Consider the following 16478-nt stretch of genomic DNA (forward strand, 5'->3'; position numbering starts at 1 on the left):
CCTGCGTGGAGACGGCAAGACGGTCCCCATTCGACCGGCCATGCCCCTGCCCCCGGATTCGAAGCGGAAATCGACCCACGTGACTACTGGCCGCGTCCTTGCCCTTGCCGCTGCCTTGCTCCTCGCCGGCCGGGTGGCTGCCGACGAGCATCCGTCGAACAGTCGCGACGTCAGGGGCGTCGTCGAGCTTTTCACCAGCCAGGGCTGCTCCTCCTGTCCGCCGGCCGACCGCATCCTCGCCAAGCTGGCGCGGGAACCCGACATCGTCGCGCTGGCCTATCATGTCGACTACTGGGACTATATCGGCTGGAGCGATCCGCTCGGCAGCCGCGCCAATACCGACCGCCAGCGGGCCTATTCCAAGGCGCTCGGCAGCGGCACGATCTATACGCCGCAGGCCGTCGTCAACGGCCAGCGCGACGTCGTCGGCTCGCGCGAGGCGGACATCCGCCGCGCGCTCGAGGAGACGGCGACGGCTGGCGACGAGCGGCCGGTCTCGGTCGAACTGTCCATTCAGGGCGACCGCCTACACATCAGCGCCGATGGCGTCCCCGCCAGGATCGGTGGCCGCGCGCCGGTGCTGATGCTGATCACCTACGACGAAGCGATCGAGACGGTGATCGACAAGGGCGAGAACAAGGGGCTGACGCTCCGCGACGCCCATGCCGTGCGCGACTGGCGCATTCTCGGCATGTGGGACGGCAAGGCCCTGGCCGTGGACATCCCGCTGGCGTCGATCCTGGGACCGGAAGCCCGCAAGGGCGGCTGCGCGGCGGTGCTGCAATCGGTCACCGCGGCCGGCGCGCCCGGGCCGATCCTGGCCGCCGCCGCCATCGACTTCTGATGGCCGACTGACGCCCCGGTCACCGGCCGCGGGATCGCCGCCGACGGGCGCCTTTGCCCTTGCCGGACAGGCCCTGGCTGGCTCGCGCGCGGTCAGGCACATCGCAAAAACCGCACGCAGCGCGCGCACCGTCAGGCAAAAGCTTTTGCCGACCAGAGGCTTTCATGGCACCATGACGGAATCGAGGGACGCAGATCCTTCATCCTGAACGCTCGCCTCGCGCTCTTGCGCAGGCTCGCAAGGGGAACGGAATTTGGCTGATCTCGCTTCGGAACACGCCGCCACGGCGACCCTCATCGACTTCGCCGCCGCCCGAAGCCCGCCCGTCCCGCTCGTCTGCTTCGACCGCCGGGAGTTCTCCGAGATCCTCAACGTCTACGGCCGCATGGTCGCCGCCGGCGAGTGGCGCGACTACGCGATCGACACGTTGAAGGACCGCGCGGTGTTCTCGATCTTCCGCCGGACGAGCGAGATGCCGCTGTTTCGCATCGAGAAGAACCCGAAACTCGCCCGGCGCCAGGGCGCCTTCAGCGTCGTGGCCGCCGGCGGCCTCGTGCTGAAGCGCGGCCATGATCTCGGCCAGGTGATGAAGGTTTTTGACAAGGCTCTGAAGCTGGTCCGGTGAGCACGGCCCCCGGCGCCGGCTTCTCCAGCCCGGGGACGTGGATGCGACAGCAGACGGTCGGCCGGCAGAGGCCGCTTGAACCAGCCCTTCGGCCCGCCGAAAAACCTCAGCCCTTGATCAACCCGGGCGGGTGGGTCTCGTCGGGCAGGCTCATGCGGCCGTCGCCGATCGGGATCTGCATGAAGACGGTGTCGATCCAGCGGCCGAACTTGAAGCCCGAGCCGTGGAAGATGCCGATGGTGCGAAACCCGGCCCGCTCGTGCAGCCGGATCGAAGGCGCATGGTCGGAACCGCCGATCACCGCGATCATCTGGCGAAAGCCGCCCTCCTCGCAGAGCTCCAGGAGGCGTTCGAGCAGCGCGCTGCCGGCGCCGCGGCCGTAGGCTTCCGGGGCGATGTAGACGGAATCCTCGACGGACCAGCGATAGGCCGGCCGGGCCCGGAAGGGGCCGGCATAGGCATAGCCGATGACGCGGTCGTGGCGGTCGGCGGCGACGATGTAGGGATAGCCCTGCGCCTTCAGGGTCTCGAAGCGCGCCTGCATCTCCGCCTCGTCCGGCGGCACCAGCTCGAAGGTCGCGGTTCCGTTCAGGACGGCGTGGCCGTAGATCTCGGCAAGCCGCGGCACGTCGGCGAGAACCGCCTCACGCAGGACAAAGGCACTCATCGCTGTTCCAGTTCTGGCTGATCCGCGTCCTTCCCATCGCAAACCCGCGCGCAAAAGAAAAGGGCGACCCGAGGGCCGCCCTTTCTGTCGTTCCGATCTCGCTGGCTTAGCGGCGCGAGCCGAAGAGCTGCAGCAGGAACATGAACATGTTGATGAAGTCGAGGTAGAGGCGCAGCGCGCCCATGATCGCCTTGCGGCCCATGACCGCCGAGCCGTCGCCCTCGTAGTACATTTCCTTGATCTGCTGCGTGTCGTAGGCGGTGAGGCCGGCGAAGACCAGCACGCCGATCGCCGAGATGGCGAAGGCGAGCGCGCTGGAGGCGAGGAAGATGTTCACCACCGAGGCGATGATGATGCCGATCACGCCCATGAACAGGAACGAGCCCCAGGCCGAGAGGTCACGCTTCGTCGTGTAGCCGAAGAGCGACAGCGCGCCGAAGGAGGCGGCAGTGACGAAGAACACCTGCACGATCGACTGCTGCGTGTAGACCATGAAGATCGTCGACAGCGACAGGCCGACGAGCGCCGCATAGCCCCAGAAGGTCGCCTGCGCCGCCGCGACGCTCATCTTGTGCACGCGGAACGACAGGAACATCACCATCGCCAGCGGCGCGAACATCAGCACCCACTTCAGCGGCGATCCGAACACCGTCTGGCCGAGCGGCGTCAGCGCGGTGATGTCGCCGTTGGCGTTCGTCACCACGGACATCGTGAACATCACGTAGGCCGCGATGCCGGTAATGGCGAGACCACCCGCCATCAGATTGTAGACCTTGATCATGTAGGAGCGCAGGCCCTGGTCGATCGTGACGTCAACCGTGGACCCGGCCAGCGGGACGCTGCGCGCGCCCTGATTCCATTTGTCAGCCATCGTTAGCTTCCCTCTTCTGCCCTCCCCGTCCGGTGTCGATCCAGCGCCGTGGCGCGATCGAGGCGCCGCTGTCGGGGTCCAGCATGCCTGACGTTAATATGCGGATTGCCGCGCCGCGGCACAAGGCCATGACCGGCTTCGACCTCGGTTGAAGGCGCCGGGCGGGATTAAATCTCCGTCATCCCGGCGCCTGAGCCCCTTCCGGCGAGGATCAGAGACTCCGCAGCACGGGCGCTGCCTTCTGCCCGAGCACCCGCCAGGTGCCGAGCAGGCCGAAGCCGACGGTGAGGACCAGCGAGACGACGAGCGTCGTGAGCGCCACCACCGGATCGAAGTGGTAGGGCAACTGCATGATCGATGAGACCACGAACCAGGCGGCCAGCGCCCCGGCGGCGATGGCGAAGACGGCGGTGGCGAGGCCCAGCAGCATGTATTCCGTCGTGAAGGCCAGGATCAGCGTCGCCCGTGTCGCGCCCAGCGTCTTCAAGACGACGGCGTCGTGGATGCGGTTGCGGTTGCCGGCGGCGAGCGCCCCCGACAGCACCAGCACCGAGGCGACGAGCGCCACCGCCGCCGCCGCCCGGATCGCCAGCGCCAGCTGCGCGATCAGCCCGTTGATCGCGTCGAGCGCCTCCTTTACCCTCACCGTCGTCACCGCGGGATAGGCATTGGTGACGCCGTTCAGCACCGCCCGCTCGGTGTCGGCACTGGCGCCGGGAATGGACAGCGTCGCCAGCCAGGCATGCGGCGCGCCAGCGAAGGTGTTGGGCGAGAACACCATGACGAAGTTGATCGACAGGGATTCCCATTCGACCGTGCGGAAATTGGCGATCTTCGCCGTGATGTCGCGGCCGAGCACGTTCACCGTCAGCGTCTCGCCGATCTTCAGCCCGAGCTCTCCCGCTTCCTCGGCGGAGAAGGAGACGAGCGGCTCGCCGCTGTAGTCGGCCGGCCACCATGCGCCCTCGGTGACGTTGGAGTTTTCCGGCAGGCTCGGCGCGTAGGTGACTCCGCGATCGCCGCGCAGGACCCAGCCGCCCTCGGCCGGGATCGGAATCTTGGCGACGTCGACGCCGTTCAGCTGGGTGATGCGGCCGCGCAGCATGGGCGCGGCATCGAGCGTCGAGCCCGGCGCCAGCCGGTCGATCTCGGCGCGGAAGGGATCGATCTGGTCCTTCTGGATGTCGACGAAGAAGAAGTTCGGCGCCCGGTCGGCGAGCCCCGTCGAGATCTCCCGGCGCAGGTCGTTGTCGATGACGGCGAGCGTCACGAGCAGCGTCAGCCCAAGGCCGAGCGACAGGACGACCGAGGCCGTCAGCGCCCCCGGCCGGTGAATGTTGCCGATGGCGAGCCTGAGCGGCGTCGAGCCGACGCGCGGCATCTTGCGCGCCAGAAGCTGGATGCCCCAGGCGACGCCGCGCAGGATCAGGAAGGCGACGGCCGTCGCCACGAGAAACGTCCCGGCGATCCGCCGATCGTCCGCCATGGCGAGCGCCAGCGCGGCAATGACGGCGGCCAGCCCGATAGCGCCGAGGAGATAGCTCCAGCGCATGCCGGTATTGCCGGCGGTCGACATTTCGCGAAACAGCGCCGTGGCCGGTACGTCGCGCGTGCGGCCGAGCGGCAGCAGCGCGAAGGCGAGCGAGGTGAGCAGGCCGAACACCGCCGCTAGCGCCAGCGCGCTGGGATAGATGGAGGCACTGGCCGCCACCGGGATGACGCTTTCGAGGAAGCGCGCCGTGGCAAACGGTGCCAGCGCCCCGAGGACGAGGCCGAGCGCCACGCCGACGAGCGCCAGCGTCATGATCTGGATGAGATAGATGGTGACGACGAAGGTTCCGCCGGCGCCCAGGCTCTTGAAGGTCGCGATCACCTGGCGCTTGGAATCGAGATAGGCGTTCACCGCATTGGCAACGCCGACCCCCCCGACGATCAGCGCGGTGAGGCCGACCAGCGTCAGGAACTGCGAGAAGCGCTCGATGTTGCGCTGGAGCGAAGGGGCGGCGCGGTCGGAGGTGCGCACGCTCCAGCCGGCGGCGGGAAAGCGCTCGTTCGCCTGCTCCGAGATCGCCTCGGCATCAGCGCCGGCCGGCAGCCGCACCTTGTAGGAGTGCTCGATCAGGCTGCCCGGCTGCATCAGGCCCGTCGTCGCGAGCGCCGCTTCCGACAGGAGCAGGCGCGGGGCGAAATTCATGCCGTCCGACAGGAGATCCGGCTCGGCGGTGACGACGCCGCGAATCTCGAGCTCAGCCGAACCGAGCTTCAGCAGGGCCCCCGGCGCGATGCCCATCCGGTCGAGCAGTTCCTGCGCGACGACGGCGCCGAAACGGCCGTCGCGCTCGCCGAGGAGTTCGGGCAGCGGCACGGCCGGCTGCGTGACGAGGGTGCCATAGAGCGGATATCCCTCGCCGACCGCCTTCACCTCGACCAGCGACTGGTCGCTGCCGTCGGGGAGGCGCGCCATGGACCGCATGCCGATCGTGGTGGACACCGTGCCGAGGCTGTCGAGATAAGCACGCTCGGGCTCGCTCACCGTGCGCTGGACGAGGGCAAAGCGCAGGTCGCCGCCGAGAATGGCGCGGCCCTGGTCGGAAATGCCCTGGGTCATCATCTGCGAGACCGAGTTCACCGCCGCGATCGAGGCGACGCCGAGGGTGATGCAGGCGAGGAAAATGTAGAAGCCGGAGAGGCCGCCGCGCATTTCGCGGAAGGCGAAGCGCGCCGCCAGCTTCAGCTGGGCGCCGCGTCCGCCCGCGGCGGCGCGGGCCCGGTCGCGCGACCCGGCGACGGCGTCGACCGCCGTCATGGCACCATCCCGGAGCGGCTCTCGCCGCTCTGGCCGGCAAGCGGCGGCCGGCCGACACCGTTTGGCGTCTCGATTTCGCCGCTGCGCACCCGCACCTCGCGGCCGCAACGCGCGGCGAGATCGCGGTCATGGGTGACGAGCACCAGCGTCATCTGCCGGCGCGCCTGTTCGGCAAAGAGGAGGTCGGCGATCTGCACCCCCGTCGCCGCATCGAGATTGCCGGTGGGCTCATCGGCGATGAGGATCGCCGGCTCCGGCGCCAGCGCCCGCGCCATGGCGACGCGCTGCTGCTCGCCGCCGGAGAGCTCTCCCGGATAATGCGTCACCCGGTCCTTCAAACCGACATTGGCGAGCTCGCGCTCGGCCCGCGCGAAGGCATCCGAATGGCCGGCGAGCTCCAGCGGCACCGCGACGTTTTCGAGCGCCGTCATGTTTGGGATGAGGTGGAACGATTGAAAGACGATGCCGATGTTGCGGCCGCGAAAGGTCGCGAGTTGATCCTCGCTAAGCGGCCCCAGCGCCTGGCCGGCGATCTCCACCAGCCCGCTGTCGGCGCGCTCGAGGCCGGCCAGCACCATCAGCAGCGTCGACTTGCCGGAACCGGAGGGGCCGACGATGCCGACCGACTCGCCGCGCTCGACCACGAGGTCCATGCCCTTCAGCACATGCACCGAGGACCGGCCGCTGCCGAGGGTCAGGTGGACATTCTGTAATCGGATCGCCGGTTCTGCCACGCGTCAGGGTCCCTATATGCTGGGTTACGGGCCTTCGCCGGAGGCCGATCGCTATATGGGCCCCTGATGTCACGCTTTAAACCGCTCTCCGCCCGCCTGACGGCATTGTCATGGCTGGCAGCCTTCGCCGCGACCTTTGGTCTCGCCGCGACGGCTGCCGCGCAGCCCGCCGCCACGCCGCTGGAAGTAGTGGCCTTCGGCGACAGCCTGTCGGCCGGCTACGGCGTCGGTCCGGGCGAATCCTTTCCCGAGCAGCTGCAGGCCGCCCTCATCGCCAAGGGCTACGCGGCCACCGTCGTCAATGCCGGCGTCTCCGGCGACACCACCACCGGCGGCCTCGCCCGCCTCGACTGGTCGGTGCCGGACAGCGCCGACCTCGTCATCGTCGAGCTCGGCGCCAACGACGCGCTGCGCGGCGTCTCGCCCGAGATCAGCGAAAAGAACCTCGACGCCATGCTGCAGCGCCTGCAGCAGCGCAAGATCCCGACGCTTCTCGCCGGCATGATCGCGCCGCCCAACATGGGGCCCGACTACGCCGCCGCCTTCAATCCGATCTATGCCCGCCTCGCCGAGCGCTACGGCGTGCCGCTCTATCCCTTCTTCCTCGAGGGCGTCGCCAGCACCGCGGATCTCAACCAGGCCGATGCCATGCACCCCAATGCGAAGGGGGTCGCCGTCATCGTCGAGAAGATCCTGCCGGCGGTGACGGCCGAGCTCGACGCCATCGCCGCGGCGCCGGCGGACTGAACGGCCGGACACCCCTGGCGTCAGAGCCCGACGAAGCCCGACAACAGCCGCCATCGCCGCTGAATGCGCTCGCGCCAGCCGCTGCGCCATTCCAGCACACCGAAGACGTAGGTCTGTCCTTCGTCGCGCCATTCCCGCGCCGCTGTCTCGGCTTCGGCGAAGGGCCTGCGGATCTCTACCATGATGTCGCCGTCGCTGAAGGCGAGATCGGCGCCGTGGTGGCGGGCGATCTTCTGCATGCGTCGGTTCTCCCGCAGGCAGGTCAGGAACAGCCGCCGGACGCCGCGTCGGCGGGCCAAGGCGATGAGCCGGCCGAACAGCTGGCCGCCGAGGCCGAGGCCGCGCATGTCCGGATCGAGGCTGACCGCGCCCTCCGCGGCGTGCCGGTCGGGCGTCAGGAACCGCAGTTCGGCGGCGCCGCAGAGCCGTCCCTTGACGAAGCAGCCGAGGATGCAGGCGTCGCTCGCCAGCGTGCGCGCGCTATAGGCTTCGAGAAAGGCGTCATCGACCGGATTGCCGAAGCGCAGGCGCCGCGCCTCGGCATCGAGCCGCTTCAGATGGTCGGAGAAGCCGAGGACATCGCCTTTGTGCAGGCGCCTGACGGCAAAGGACGGCGCCTTGCGCCGAAGGTCGGGCGGCGAAGCGGACACGGACGGCGCGGCGGGCATGGGATAATCTCCACCCTTGTTTCCCCTCCCGGACGGCGCCTCCCAACGCAGCACCGAAACTAGTTGTGCATGACGCGCGAGACAAGCCGCCGCCGCCGCCATCGCGGCATGGCTGTCTTGAAACCATGCGAGCGAGGTGAAAGGATTCGATTCGAGACCACTGCTCCCGGAGAGGTTGTCTGATGCCGAGACTGTTCACAGCCGTCGAGATCCCCCGCGACGCGGCCCTCTCCCTGTCCTTCCTGCGCGGCGGACTGCCCTCGGCGCGGTGGATCGACGTCGAGAACTATCATGTGACGCTGCGCTTCATCGGCGATGTCGAGAGCCGCCTCGCCGACGAGCTGGTCGCCGCCCTCGACCGGATCGAACGGCCGGGCTTCGAGCTCAGCCTCTCCGGCGTCGGCGCCTTCGGCTCGAAGAAGCCGCATTCGCTCTATGCCGGACTCGCGCCCTCGGCGCCGCTGGAAGCCCTGCAGGCCGATATCGACCGGGTCTGCCGGCGGCTCGGCCTGCCGTCCGATCCCAAGAAGTTCATGCCGCATGTGACGCTGGCGCGGCTGCGCCAGCCGCGGATCGACGATGTCGCGCACTATTTGGCCGCGCGCGGCGATTTCCGCACGCCCGCCTTTCCCGTCGGCAGGTTCGTCCTCTATTCCTCGCGCGATTCCGTCGGCGGCGGCCCCTATGTGCGCGAGGAGAGCTATCCCCTGCGCCCGGCGACGGAGCGTTTTCGCCCCCTGGAAGAGGCCAGCGCCCTGGCATCCGGCGTCTCCGGTTTCGGCCGCTAGGCCGGCGCGGGCAGCACGGTCGGCCGCCATGGCACCCAGGTCGGCGTGACCTGGGCGACGGTCGAGGATAAGGGCGGGGTTTGGGCCCATCTTGCACGCGCCGCGAACAGCGCCATCTGATGGATGGCATCGCGGGAGACGAAAAAGATGAGCATGGACAAGGCCAAGATCGCGGAAATTCTGGCGCCGGCATCGCTCGAGCGGCAGGCGGAACAGGAAGAGCGGGTGCGCTTCTCCTTCTTCGACACGCTGCGCCGGGCCGCGCGCCACATCCCCTTCGCGCGGGATGTCGTGGCCTCCTACTACTGCGCGCTCGATCCCGAGACGCCGAGGGCGAGCAAAGGCATCCTTCTGGCCGCGCTCGCCTATTTCGTGCTGCCGATCGACATCGTGCCCGACTTCCTGTTCGGCCTCGGCTTCACCGACGACATCGCGGTTCTCTGGGCCGCGTTCGGTGCCGTGCGCCACAACATCAAGCCGGAGCACTATGTCAGGGCGAACGAGGCCCTCGGCGAGACCCATAAGCCGGCGTGATCGTCGCCGGCAGACAGGCTAGAGGCGCCCCGTGCGCATCCGCCGCCACTTCGACAAACTCTCGCCAAGGTTTTTCGCTCATTCGCCGGGGGTCGAGAGAGACCGGGCGTGCGTCGCGCCCTGTCCTCCAGGCTCCGCCGCCCGGCGGATCGACAGGATTTCCGGTTCCGGCCTCACGCGCTTCGTTCAGCATACGTTTACCAGACATCAACACCTTTTAAGTCTAAATGAACGCAAGTCGCGTCCGCATTCCGGCCGGACGCCGAGCCTCAAGCGACAATCTGAACAGCGGGGAACCATGTCTTTGAAGAACGTCCTGACCACGGCTGCGGCCATTCTGGTACTGTCGAGCGCGGCAGCCACGGCCCAGACGCCGACCCGGATCAAGCAGTTCGACGCATGGGGCAGCTATTCCTATTCCTCGTCCGGCGGCAAGGTCTGCTACATCCTGTCGACGCCCACTGCGATGCTGCCCAGCAGCGTCGATCACGGCGACATCTTTTTCCTGATCTCGCAGAAGCCCGGCCAGGGCGTCTCCTACGAGCCGCAGGTGGTGATGGGCTACAAGATGCAGGAAGGCTCGAAAGTCACCGTCGACGTCGACGGCAAGAAGTACACGCTCTTCACCCGTGGCGAATCCGCCTGGATGGAAAACGCCGCCGAAGAGCCGCAGCTGGTCGATTCCCTGCGCAAGGGCCAGGCCATGAAGGTCGACGCCAAGTCGCAGCGCGGCACCGCGACGCAATACACCTATTCGCTGGCCGGTGTGACGGCGGCGCTCGCGTCGATCAACAACTGCAAGTGATGGCCTGACGCCAGCCGGCGCCGCGGATCCGACGGCCGCGGGCCGGGCCCCATGCGGGGCGCTTTGGCGTCGCGCGCGCACGGCGCCGTGCGCCACATTGATCACGGCGCCCGCTGGAGGGCGCCGGCCTTTTCCCCGAACCATGCTCTCTTGGCGGCGCGTGGCAGCCTCGCCTCGATGAACGGAAAACCGGGCGAAAGGCGGCAAGGTCGCCCTTGTCCGACGGGATCGGCAGACCCGGTCTTCGGCTGATTCGGGCCCTGGCCTTGCGAAAATCCCCGCGACAGGTCATTTGAAGGCGATCCAGAGATATTTTGCGGCGCTCGCCCCCCGGGGGGCGCGGTCCGCCTGAAGGCAAACCCATGGCCGTTTCCATCGACCTCGCCCCGAAGGCGGCCGGCCCTGCCGGCGATGCCCTGGTGCCGCTCGCCATGGTCAGGCCCGCGATCGTGTCGCCCACACCTGAGCGCCCGCATGTGATCGGTATGACGCGCGAGGAGCTCGGCGGCGTCCTCGCGCTGGCCGGCGTGCCGGCCAAGCAGATCCGCATGCGCACCGCGCAGCTCTGGCACTGGCTCTATGTCCGCGGCGTCGACGATTTCGCCAAGATGGCCAACATCTCGCGCGACCTCCGGCAAAAACTGTCCGAGACCGCCGACATCGCCCGGCCGGAAATCGTCGACGAGCAGATTTCCGTCGACGGCACGCGCAAATGGCTGTTCCGCTTTCCCGCCCGCGGCGCCGGTAAGCCGGTCGAGATCGAGACCGTCTACATTCCCGAGGAAGGTCGCGGCACGCTCTGCGTCTCCAGCCAGGTCGGCTGCACCCTCACCTGCACCTTCTGCCACACCGGCACGCAGCGCCTGGTGCGCAACCTGACGCCGGACGAGATCGTCGGCCAGGTGATGGTCGCGCGCGACCGGCTCGGCGACTTTCCCGATGCCGACACGCCGGAAGGCGGCATCCTGCCCTCGGAAGGCCGCCTCGTCTCCAATGTGGTGATGATGGGCATGGGCGAGCCGCTCTACAATTTCGACAATGTCCGCAAGGCTTTGTCCGTCGTCTCCGACGGCGAGGGCTTGGCGCTGTCGAAGCGCCGGATCACGCTGTCCACCTCGGGCGTCGTGCCGATGATCGCGCCGACTGGCGAGGACATGGGCGTCGGCCTCGCCATCTCGCTGCACGCCGTCCGCGACGAGCTGCGCGACGTGCTGGTGCCGATCAACAAGAAGTACCCGCTGGCGCAGCTTCTCGAGGCCTGCCGCACCTACCCCGGCGTCTCCAATGCCCGCCGCATCACCTTCGAATATGTGATGCTGAAGGACGTCAACGACAGCCTCGCCGATGCGCGCGAGCTGGTGCGCCTGCTCCAAGGCATCCCCGCCAAGATCAACCTCATCCCGTTCAATCCCTGGCCGGGCAGCGCCTACGAATGCTCCGACTGGGACCAGATCGAGCGCTTTGCCGAGGTGGTGAACCAGGCCGGCTACGCCTCGCCGATCCGCACGCCGCGCGGCCGCGACATCTTCGCCGCCTGCGGCCAGCTGAAGTCGGAGAGCGAGCGCATGCGCAAGACCGAGCGGGCAGCGGCCACCCCGTGACGCGGCGCCCGGCTTCAGGTTCCCGATGATCGCCGTCCTGCGCTTTCTGATCGTCATTCCGCTCGGCTTCGTCCTCGCCTGCTTTGCTGCGGCCTTCGCTTTGCTCTGGCCGTTCATCGACACCACCGGCGCGGCGACCGGCGATCCGCTGTTCTGGCTGCAGGCGGTTCTCGGCCTCGTCGCGCAGAGCGCCCAGGTCGGCTCGACCGCGCTCGTGCCCTGGGCGGTGTTCATGGTGCTGACCGAAAGCCTCGGCTGGCGCTCGGTGCTGCTGCACATGGCGGCCGGCATCGCTGGCGGTTTTGCCGTCATCCGCACCGCCTATGTCAGCGCCCAGCCGCATGCCAGCGTCCAGACCGCGATGATCGTCGCCGGCCTCACCTTCGCTCTGGTCTACTGGATCGTGGCCGGCCGCGGCGCCGGCCTCTGGCGCGCCCGCAAGGCCCGTCCGATCGAAACGGTGGAATCCCCGCCCAAGGCCTGAACAGGCCGCTTTCACCATGCTAGAAGCACGGTGCATCCCATCACACGAGGTACCGACATGGCGCGACCGCCAGAGAGAACACGGCGACCGACCGATGCGCGCAGCGCCGCGGAAGCCGCCTTCAAGCAGGTGACCAAGAAGCCCGAGCGCATCGACGAGCGCACGCTCGTGATGCCGGTGCCGGGCGCGCGCGAACTCGTCTCGCTGCGCATCGATGCGGACGTGCTGCAGCATTTCCAGGCCGACGGGCCGGGCTGGCAGGACCGCATCAACCAGGCCCTGCGCCAGGCCGCCGGAAAGTAGGCGGCAGCGCCGCCCCGCGATGATCACCCTCCACCATCTGAACAACAGCCGCTCGCAGCGCATCCTCTGGCTCCTGGAGGAGCTCGGCCTCGCCTATGAGATCCAGCGCCACCAGCGCGACCCCAAGACGATGCAGGCGCCCGCCTCGCTGCGCGCCGTCCACCCGCTCGGCAAGGCGCCGGTCATCACCGATGGCGCGCTGACCCTCGCCGAGACCGGCGCCATCGTCGACTACCTGACCGAGACCACGGGCCGTTTCGGTCCGGCGGCGGAAGGCGCGGCGCGCTGGCAGTACCGGCATTTCCTGCATTATGCCGAGGGCTCGGCGATGCCGCCGCTGGTGATGAAGCTCGTCTTCTCGCGCCTGCCCGGCGGCATGCCGAAACTGCTGCGTCCCCTGATGCGGCCGGTTTTCGCCAAGCTCGACCGCGTCTTCCTGGAGCCGCAGCTGCAGCTCCATGCCGACTACTGGGAACAGGCGCTGGCGGAGACGGGCTGGTTCGCCGGTCCCGAGATCACGGCCGCCGACATCATGATGAGCTTTCCGCTGGAGACGGCCCGCACCCGCGTCGGTTTCGACGCCCGGCCGAACTGCCGCGCTTTCCTGGAGAGGATCCATGCCCGGCCGGCCTATCAGAAGGCGCTCGCGGTCGGCGGCCCCTACGCCTATGCCTGACGCCATCGCTTACCGCGCCGGATAGTCTGGGAGATCGCGGACCGTTTTCGCTCAGCTTCAGCGCCCCGGCGTCAGCAGGATCTTGATGGCGAAGGCGGAGAAGACCGAGGCGAACAGCCAGTCGATGCCGCGCATGATCTTCGGGCGCCGCCGCATCGCCGCGGCGAAACGGTCGGCCAGAAGGATCAGAGCGAGGCACATCGGCAGCGACAGCGCGATGAAGTAGATGCCGAAAAAGAACAGCTTTCCCGCCGCATGCGGATCGCCGGCCGACACGAAGCTCGGCAGGAAGGTGACGAAGAACAGGATGATCTTGGGGTTCAGAAGGTTGATGCCGAGCCCCGTCAGCCAGTGCGAGAGGAGCGAGCGCGGCTGCAGGACCACCGCTTCCAGCTGCAGCGACGATCCGCTCCGGATCGCCTGGACCGCGAGATAGAGCAGATAGCCGGCTCCGGCGACTTTCAGGATGCCAAAGGCCTCCGGCGAGGCCGCGACCAGGGCCGACAGGCCATAGGCGGCGAACATCGTGTGCACCAGGATGCCGCTGGAGGCGCCGAGCATGGCGGCGATGCCGGCCATGCGCCCGGCCGAGAGCGTGCGCCCCAGGAACAGCGTCATGTCCGGCCCCGGCGTGATCGTCAGCACGAAGGCGGCGAGGGTGAAGGCGAGGAGCGGCCCGAGACCGGGAATGAAATCCATGCTGTCGCTTCCTGAAAGGGGCGTTCGGCATCCCCTACCGCGTCCGCCCGAAGATCGACATCGATTCTTGCAGCGCCCGGTGGACAGAGCTGCCCCGCGGAGCGTTTTCGGGCGCACGCCGGCCACCCCGGCGCTCGGGCCGGAACGGGGCGTCCCGTCGGCCGTCCGTCGCGGCTCGGCCCCTCGCCGGCCGAACTCGGCTGCCCCTTTGCCAATGTCATCCAAACGTGACCTGCCGATCATCTCCGGGTCATGTGCAGGCCGCAAACCTCTCCTGCGGCAGACTGGGGAGGGACGCCATGACGGGACAGGCCAAGCGCGACACGCTCGCGGGGCGCATCGGCCGGACGGTTTTGGCGAGCCTGGCCAAGGGACACGCCGGCCTGTGCCGAGGCATGGCCGGGGTCGCGGACCGGGCGGAGACCGCGCCGGTAGCCCTGCTGGTGCAGATCCTGTTCGCCCTGAGCTTCGTCTTCATGGCGGTCCCCGGCATCGACCTCGCCGTCGCCGGCTGGTTCGCGGGCACGCAAGGCGGATTTCCCCTGCAGGCGAGCCCCACCCTCAACCTCGTCCGCCAGCTCAACCAGGGTCTCACTCTCGCCCTCCTCGCTTTGGCAGCGCTCAGCCTTCTCGGCGCCGCCGCGGACTGGCCGACGCGCTGGCTGATCCGCCCGTACAAGGCGCTGTTCCTGCTCGCCGTCTATGCCGTGGGGCCGGGGATCGTCGTCAATCTCGTCCTGAAGAATCTGTTCGGACGGGCGCGTCCGCGGGAGATCACCGAATTCGGCGGCAGCCTCGCCTTCTCCGGACCCTGGCAATTCCCGGGCGGCTGCGACGGCAACTGCTCCTTCACCTCCGGCGAGGCGGCATCGGCCGCGGCCCTGCTGGCGGTCGGGCTGATCGTCACCCGATCCTGGCGGCCGCTCGTGCTGGCCGCGCTCGCGCTGCCGGCGGCCGCCTTCTCGCTGAACCGGATCGCCTTCGGCGGCCACTTCCTCTCCGACGTGGTGCTCTCCTGGCTGATCGTCGCCATTGCGATGCTGCTGATCTGGCCCTTCTTCGCCACCGCCGCAGCGTCGATCGACCGAAGTGTCGCCGGCACCGGCGCCACCGCCCGACAGTTCGTCACGGCCTGCCTCGGCCGCCTCGGCCGTCGCACAGCATCGCCCTAGACTCTGACGCGGCCCTCGCAGATCGCACGCTCTCCACGCTGTTTTGGCCGCTTGGCGCTGGCCAGAATCGCGACGTTCGGCGTCCCGCAAGCCGCGCGCGGGTTTCTTCCCGGCCATCTCTTGCTATAGAGCCCGCAGCGCACTCTCGTGGGACAACAGCATGGCAAACCATCGCGACGTGAAGAAAGTCGTTCTCGCCTATTCCGGCGGCCTCGACACCTCGATCATCCTGAAATGGCTGCAGACCGAATACGGCGCGGAAGTGGTGACCTTCACCGCCGATCTCGGCCAGGGCGAAGAGCTCGAGCCGGCGCGCAAGAAGGCCGAGATGCTCGGCATCAAGGAAATCTACGTCGAGGACGTGCGCGAGGAATTCTGCCGCGACTTCGTCTTCCCGATGTTCCGGGCGAACGCCGCCTATGAGGGCGTCTATCTCCTCGGCACCTCGATCGCCCGGCCGCTGATCTCCAAGCGCCTCGTCGAGATCGCGCGCGAGACCGGCGCCGACGCCATCGCGCACGGCGCCACCGGCAAGGGCAACGACCAGGTCCGCTTCGAGCTCTCCGCCTATGCGCTGAACCCCGACATCAAGATCATCGCGCCCTGGCGCGAATGGGAGTTCAAGAGCCGCACCGACCTCCTCGACTTCGCCGAAAAGCACCAGATCCCCGTCGCCAAGGACAAGCGCGGCGAGGCGCCCTTCTCGGTCGACGCCAACCTCCTGCACTCCTCCTCCGAGGGCAAGGTGCTCGAAGACCCGGCCGAGGACGCGCCGGCCTATGTCTACCAGCGCTCGGTCAGCCCGCAGGAAGCGCCCGACGCCACCACCGAAATCGAGATTGGTTTCGAACGCGGCGATGCCGTCTCGCTGAACGGCAAGGCGCTGCGCGCGCACGAAATCCTCGCCGCGCTCAACGATCTCGGCCGCGACAACGGCATCGGACGGCTCGATCTCGTCGAGAACCGTTTTGTCGGCATGAAGTCGCGCGGCGTCTACGAGACCCCCGGCGGCACGATCCTGCTCGCCGCGCACCGCGCGATGGAGTCGCTCACGCTCGACCGCGGTGCCGCGCACCTCAAGGACGAGCTGATGCCGCGCTACGCCGAGCTGATCTACAACGGCTTCTGGTTCTCGCCGGAGCGCGAGATGCTGCAGGCGCTGATCGACAAGAGCCAGGAGCACGTCGAAGGCACGGTCCGGCTGAAGCTCTACAAGGGCAATGTCATCGTCGCCGGCCGCGCCAGCCCGAAGTCGCTCTATTCGGACGCGCTCGTCACCTTCGAGGACGATCACGGCGCCTACGACCAGAAGGACGCCGCCGGCTTCATCAAGCTAAACGCCCTGCGCCTGCGCACGCTGGCCAAGCGCGACCGCCTGTAGGCGGCCAGCGGCCCGGGACCGCGCCGGTCGCCAAACGGCGGCGCGGTCCCGCAGTCACGAAAGCTTAACCACA

The 16478-nt window shown here is 68.3% G+C and carries 18 protein-coding genes; 12 read left to right on the forward strand and 6 right to left on the reverse strand.

The features are described from left to right. Positions 1-79 precede the first annotated feature (79 nt). Together IEX88_RS25270 and IEX88_RS25275 are read left to right on the forward strand one after the other, a co-directional pair. A complete protein-coding gene (locus IEX88_RS25270; protein WP_188855256.1) occupies positions 80-844 on the forward strand; it encodes a DUF1223 domain-containing protein in 765 nt (254 codons plus the stop codon). Between the two features lie 295 nt (positions 845-1139). After that, on the forward strand, positions 1140-1469 hold the full coding sequence (locus tag IEX88_RS25275) for a DUF2794 domain-containing protein (RefSeq protein ID WP_244640498.1): 330 nt from the start codon (positions 1140-1142) through the stop codon (positions 1467-1469). A 106-nt stretch (positions 1470-1575) separates the two neighbouring features. Here the strand turns inward: IEX88_RS25275 and IEX88_RS25280 are convergent, their stop codons facing one another. From IEX88_RS25280 to IEX88_RS25295, 4 genes are all read right to left on the reverse strand, one after another. Next, positions 1576-2136: a GNAT family N-acetyltransferase gene (locus IEX88_RS25280; RefSeq protein ID WP_188855258.1), complete on the reverse strand. Its 561-nt coding sequence runs from the start codon at positions 2134-2136 to the stop codon at positions 1576-1578. Between the two features lie 106 nt (positions 2137-2242). Next, positions 2243-3007, reverse strand: coding sequence for a Bax inhibitor-1/YccA family protein (locus IEX88_RS25285; RefSeq protein ID WP_188855259.1), 765 nt, complete (start codon positions 3005-3007; stop codon positions 2243-2245). 211 nt (positions 3008-3218) lie between these two features. Continuing rightward, positions 3219-5813: an ABC transporter permease gene (locus IEX88_RS25290; RefSeq protein ID WP_188855260.1), complete on the reverse strand. Its 2595-nt coding sequence runs from the start codon at positions 5811-5813 to the stop codon at positions 3219-3221. Beyond that, a complete protein-coding gene (locus IEX88_RS25295) occupies positions 5810-6466 on the reverse strand; it encodes an ABC transporter ATP-binding protein (protein ID WP_373289667.1) in 657 nt (218 codons plus the stop codon). Before IEX88_RS25295 ends, IEX88_RS25290 begins: the two co-directional genes overlap by 4 nt. A 147-nt stretch (positions 6467-6613) precedes the next feature. Between IEX88_RS25295 and IEX88_RS25300 the strand changes: the two genes are divergently transcribed. Beyond that, positions 6614-7294, forward strand: a complete 681-nt coding sequence (locus IEX88_RS25300; protein ID WP_188855262.1) for an arylesterase — start codon at positions 6614-6616, stop codon at positions 7292-7294. A 20-nt stretch (positions 7295-7314) separates the two neighbouring features. On the opposite strand, the gene IEX88_RS25305 is transcribed toward IEX88_RS25300, so the two are convergent. Beyond that, complete coding sequence (locus IEX88_RS25305) at positions 7315-7962, reverse strand: GNAT family N-acetyltransferase (protein WP_188855263.1); 648 nt, start codon at positions 7960-7962, stop codon at positions 7315-7317. A 182-nt stretch (positions 7963-8144) separates the two neighbouring features. Between IEX88_RS25305 and thpR the strand changes: the two genes are divergently transcribed. From thpR to IEX88_RS25340, 7 genes are all read left to right on the forward strand, one after another. Beyond that, positions 8145-8750 carry an RNA 2',3'-cyclic phosphodiesterase gene (thpR, locus tag IEX88_RS25310; protein ID WP_188855264.1) on the forward strand — a complete coding sequence of 202 codons (606 nt, stop codon included), beginning with the start codon at positions 8145-8147 and terminating at the stop codon, positions 8748-8750. Between the two features lie 153 nt (positions 8751-8903). Next, complete coding sequence (locus IEX88_RS25315) at positions 8904-9284, forward strand: YkvA family protein (RefSeq protein WP_188855285.1); 381 nt, start codon at positions 8904-8906, stop codon at positions 9282-9284. A 298-nt stretch (positions 9285-9582) separates the two neighbouring features. Then, on the forward strand, positions 9583-10089 hold the full coding sequence (locus IEX88_RS25320; RefSeq protein ID WP_188855265.1) for an invasion associated locus B family protein: 507 nt from the start codon (positions 9583-9585) through the stop codon (positions 10087-10089). 431 nt (positions 10090-10520) lie between these two features. Further along, complete coding sequence (gene rlmN, locus IEX88_RS25325) at positions 10521-11690, forward strand: dual-specificity RNA methyltransferase RlmN (RefSeq protein WP_244640500.1); 1170 nt, start codon at positions 10521-10523, stop codon at positions 11688-11690. A gap of 25 nt (positions 11691-11715) precedes the next feature. Continuing rightward, entirely contained in the window at positions 11716-12174 is a 459-nt protein-coding gene (locus tag IEX88_RS25330) for a hypothetical protein (RefSeq protein WP_188855267.1), read from the forward strand. 57 nt (positions 12175-12231) lie between these two features. Beyond that, on the forward strand, positions 12232-12477 hold the full coding sequence (locus IEX88_RS25335) for a BrnA antitoxin family protein (protein ID WP_188855268.1): 246 nt from the start codon (positions 12232-12234) through the stop codon (positions 12475-12477). Between the two features lie 19 nt (positions 12478-12496). After that, the gene (locus IEX88_RS25340) at positions 12497-13153 is read left to right on the forward strand and encodes a glutathione S-transferase family protein (RefSeq protein WP_188855269.1); all 657 of its coding nucleotides are present in this window, start codon (positions 12497-12499) and stop codon (positions 13151-13153) included. A gap of 57 nt (positions 13154-13210) precedes the next feature. Here IEX88_RS25340 and IEX88_RS25345 read toward each other — a convergent pair whose 3' ends face one another. Next, positions 13211-13852, reverse strand: a complete 642-nt coding sequence (locus IEX88_RS25345; protein ID WP_188855270.1) for a LysE family translocator — start codon at positions 13850-13852, stop codon at positions 13211-13213. A 299-nt stretch (positions 13853-14151) separates the two neighbouring features. On the opposite strand from IEX88_RS25345, the gene IEX88_RS25350 reads away from it, so the two are divergent. Both IEX88_RS25350 and IEX88_RS25355 read left to right on the forward strand, forming a co-directional pair. Further along, positions 14152-15024 (forward strand): phosphatase PAP2 family protein, encoded by an 873-nt coding sequence (locus IEX88_RS25350; RefSeq protein ID WP_188855271.1) that lies wholly within the window; start codon positions 14152-14154, stop codon positions 15022-15024. Between the two features lie 160 nt (positions 15025-15184). Further along, a complete protein-coding gene (locus IEX88_RS25355; protein ID WP_188855272.1) occupies positions 15185-16405 on the forward strand; it encodes an argininosuccinate synthase in 1221 nt (406 codons plus the stop codon). Positions 16406-16478: the final 73 nt, after the last annotated feature.

The organism is Aureimonas glaciei (assembly GCF_014643375.1).
In the GTDB taxonomy this organism is placed as follows: Bacteria; Pseudomonadota; Alphaproteobacteria; order Rhizobiales; family Rhizobiaceae; genus Plantimonas; species Plantimonas glaciei.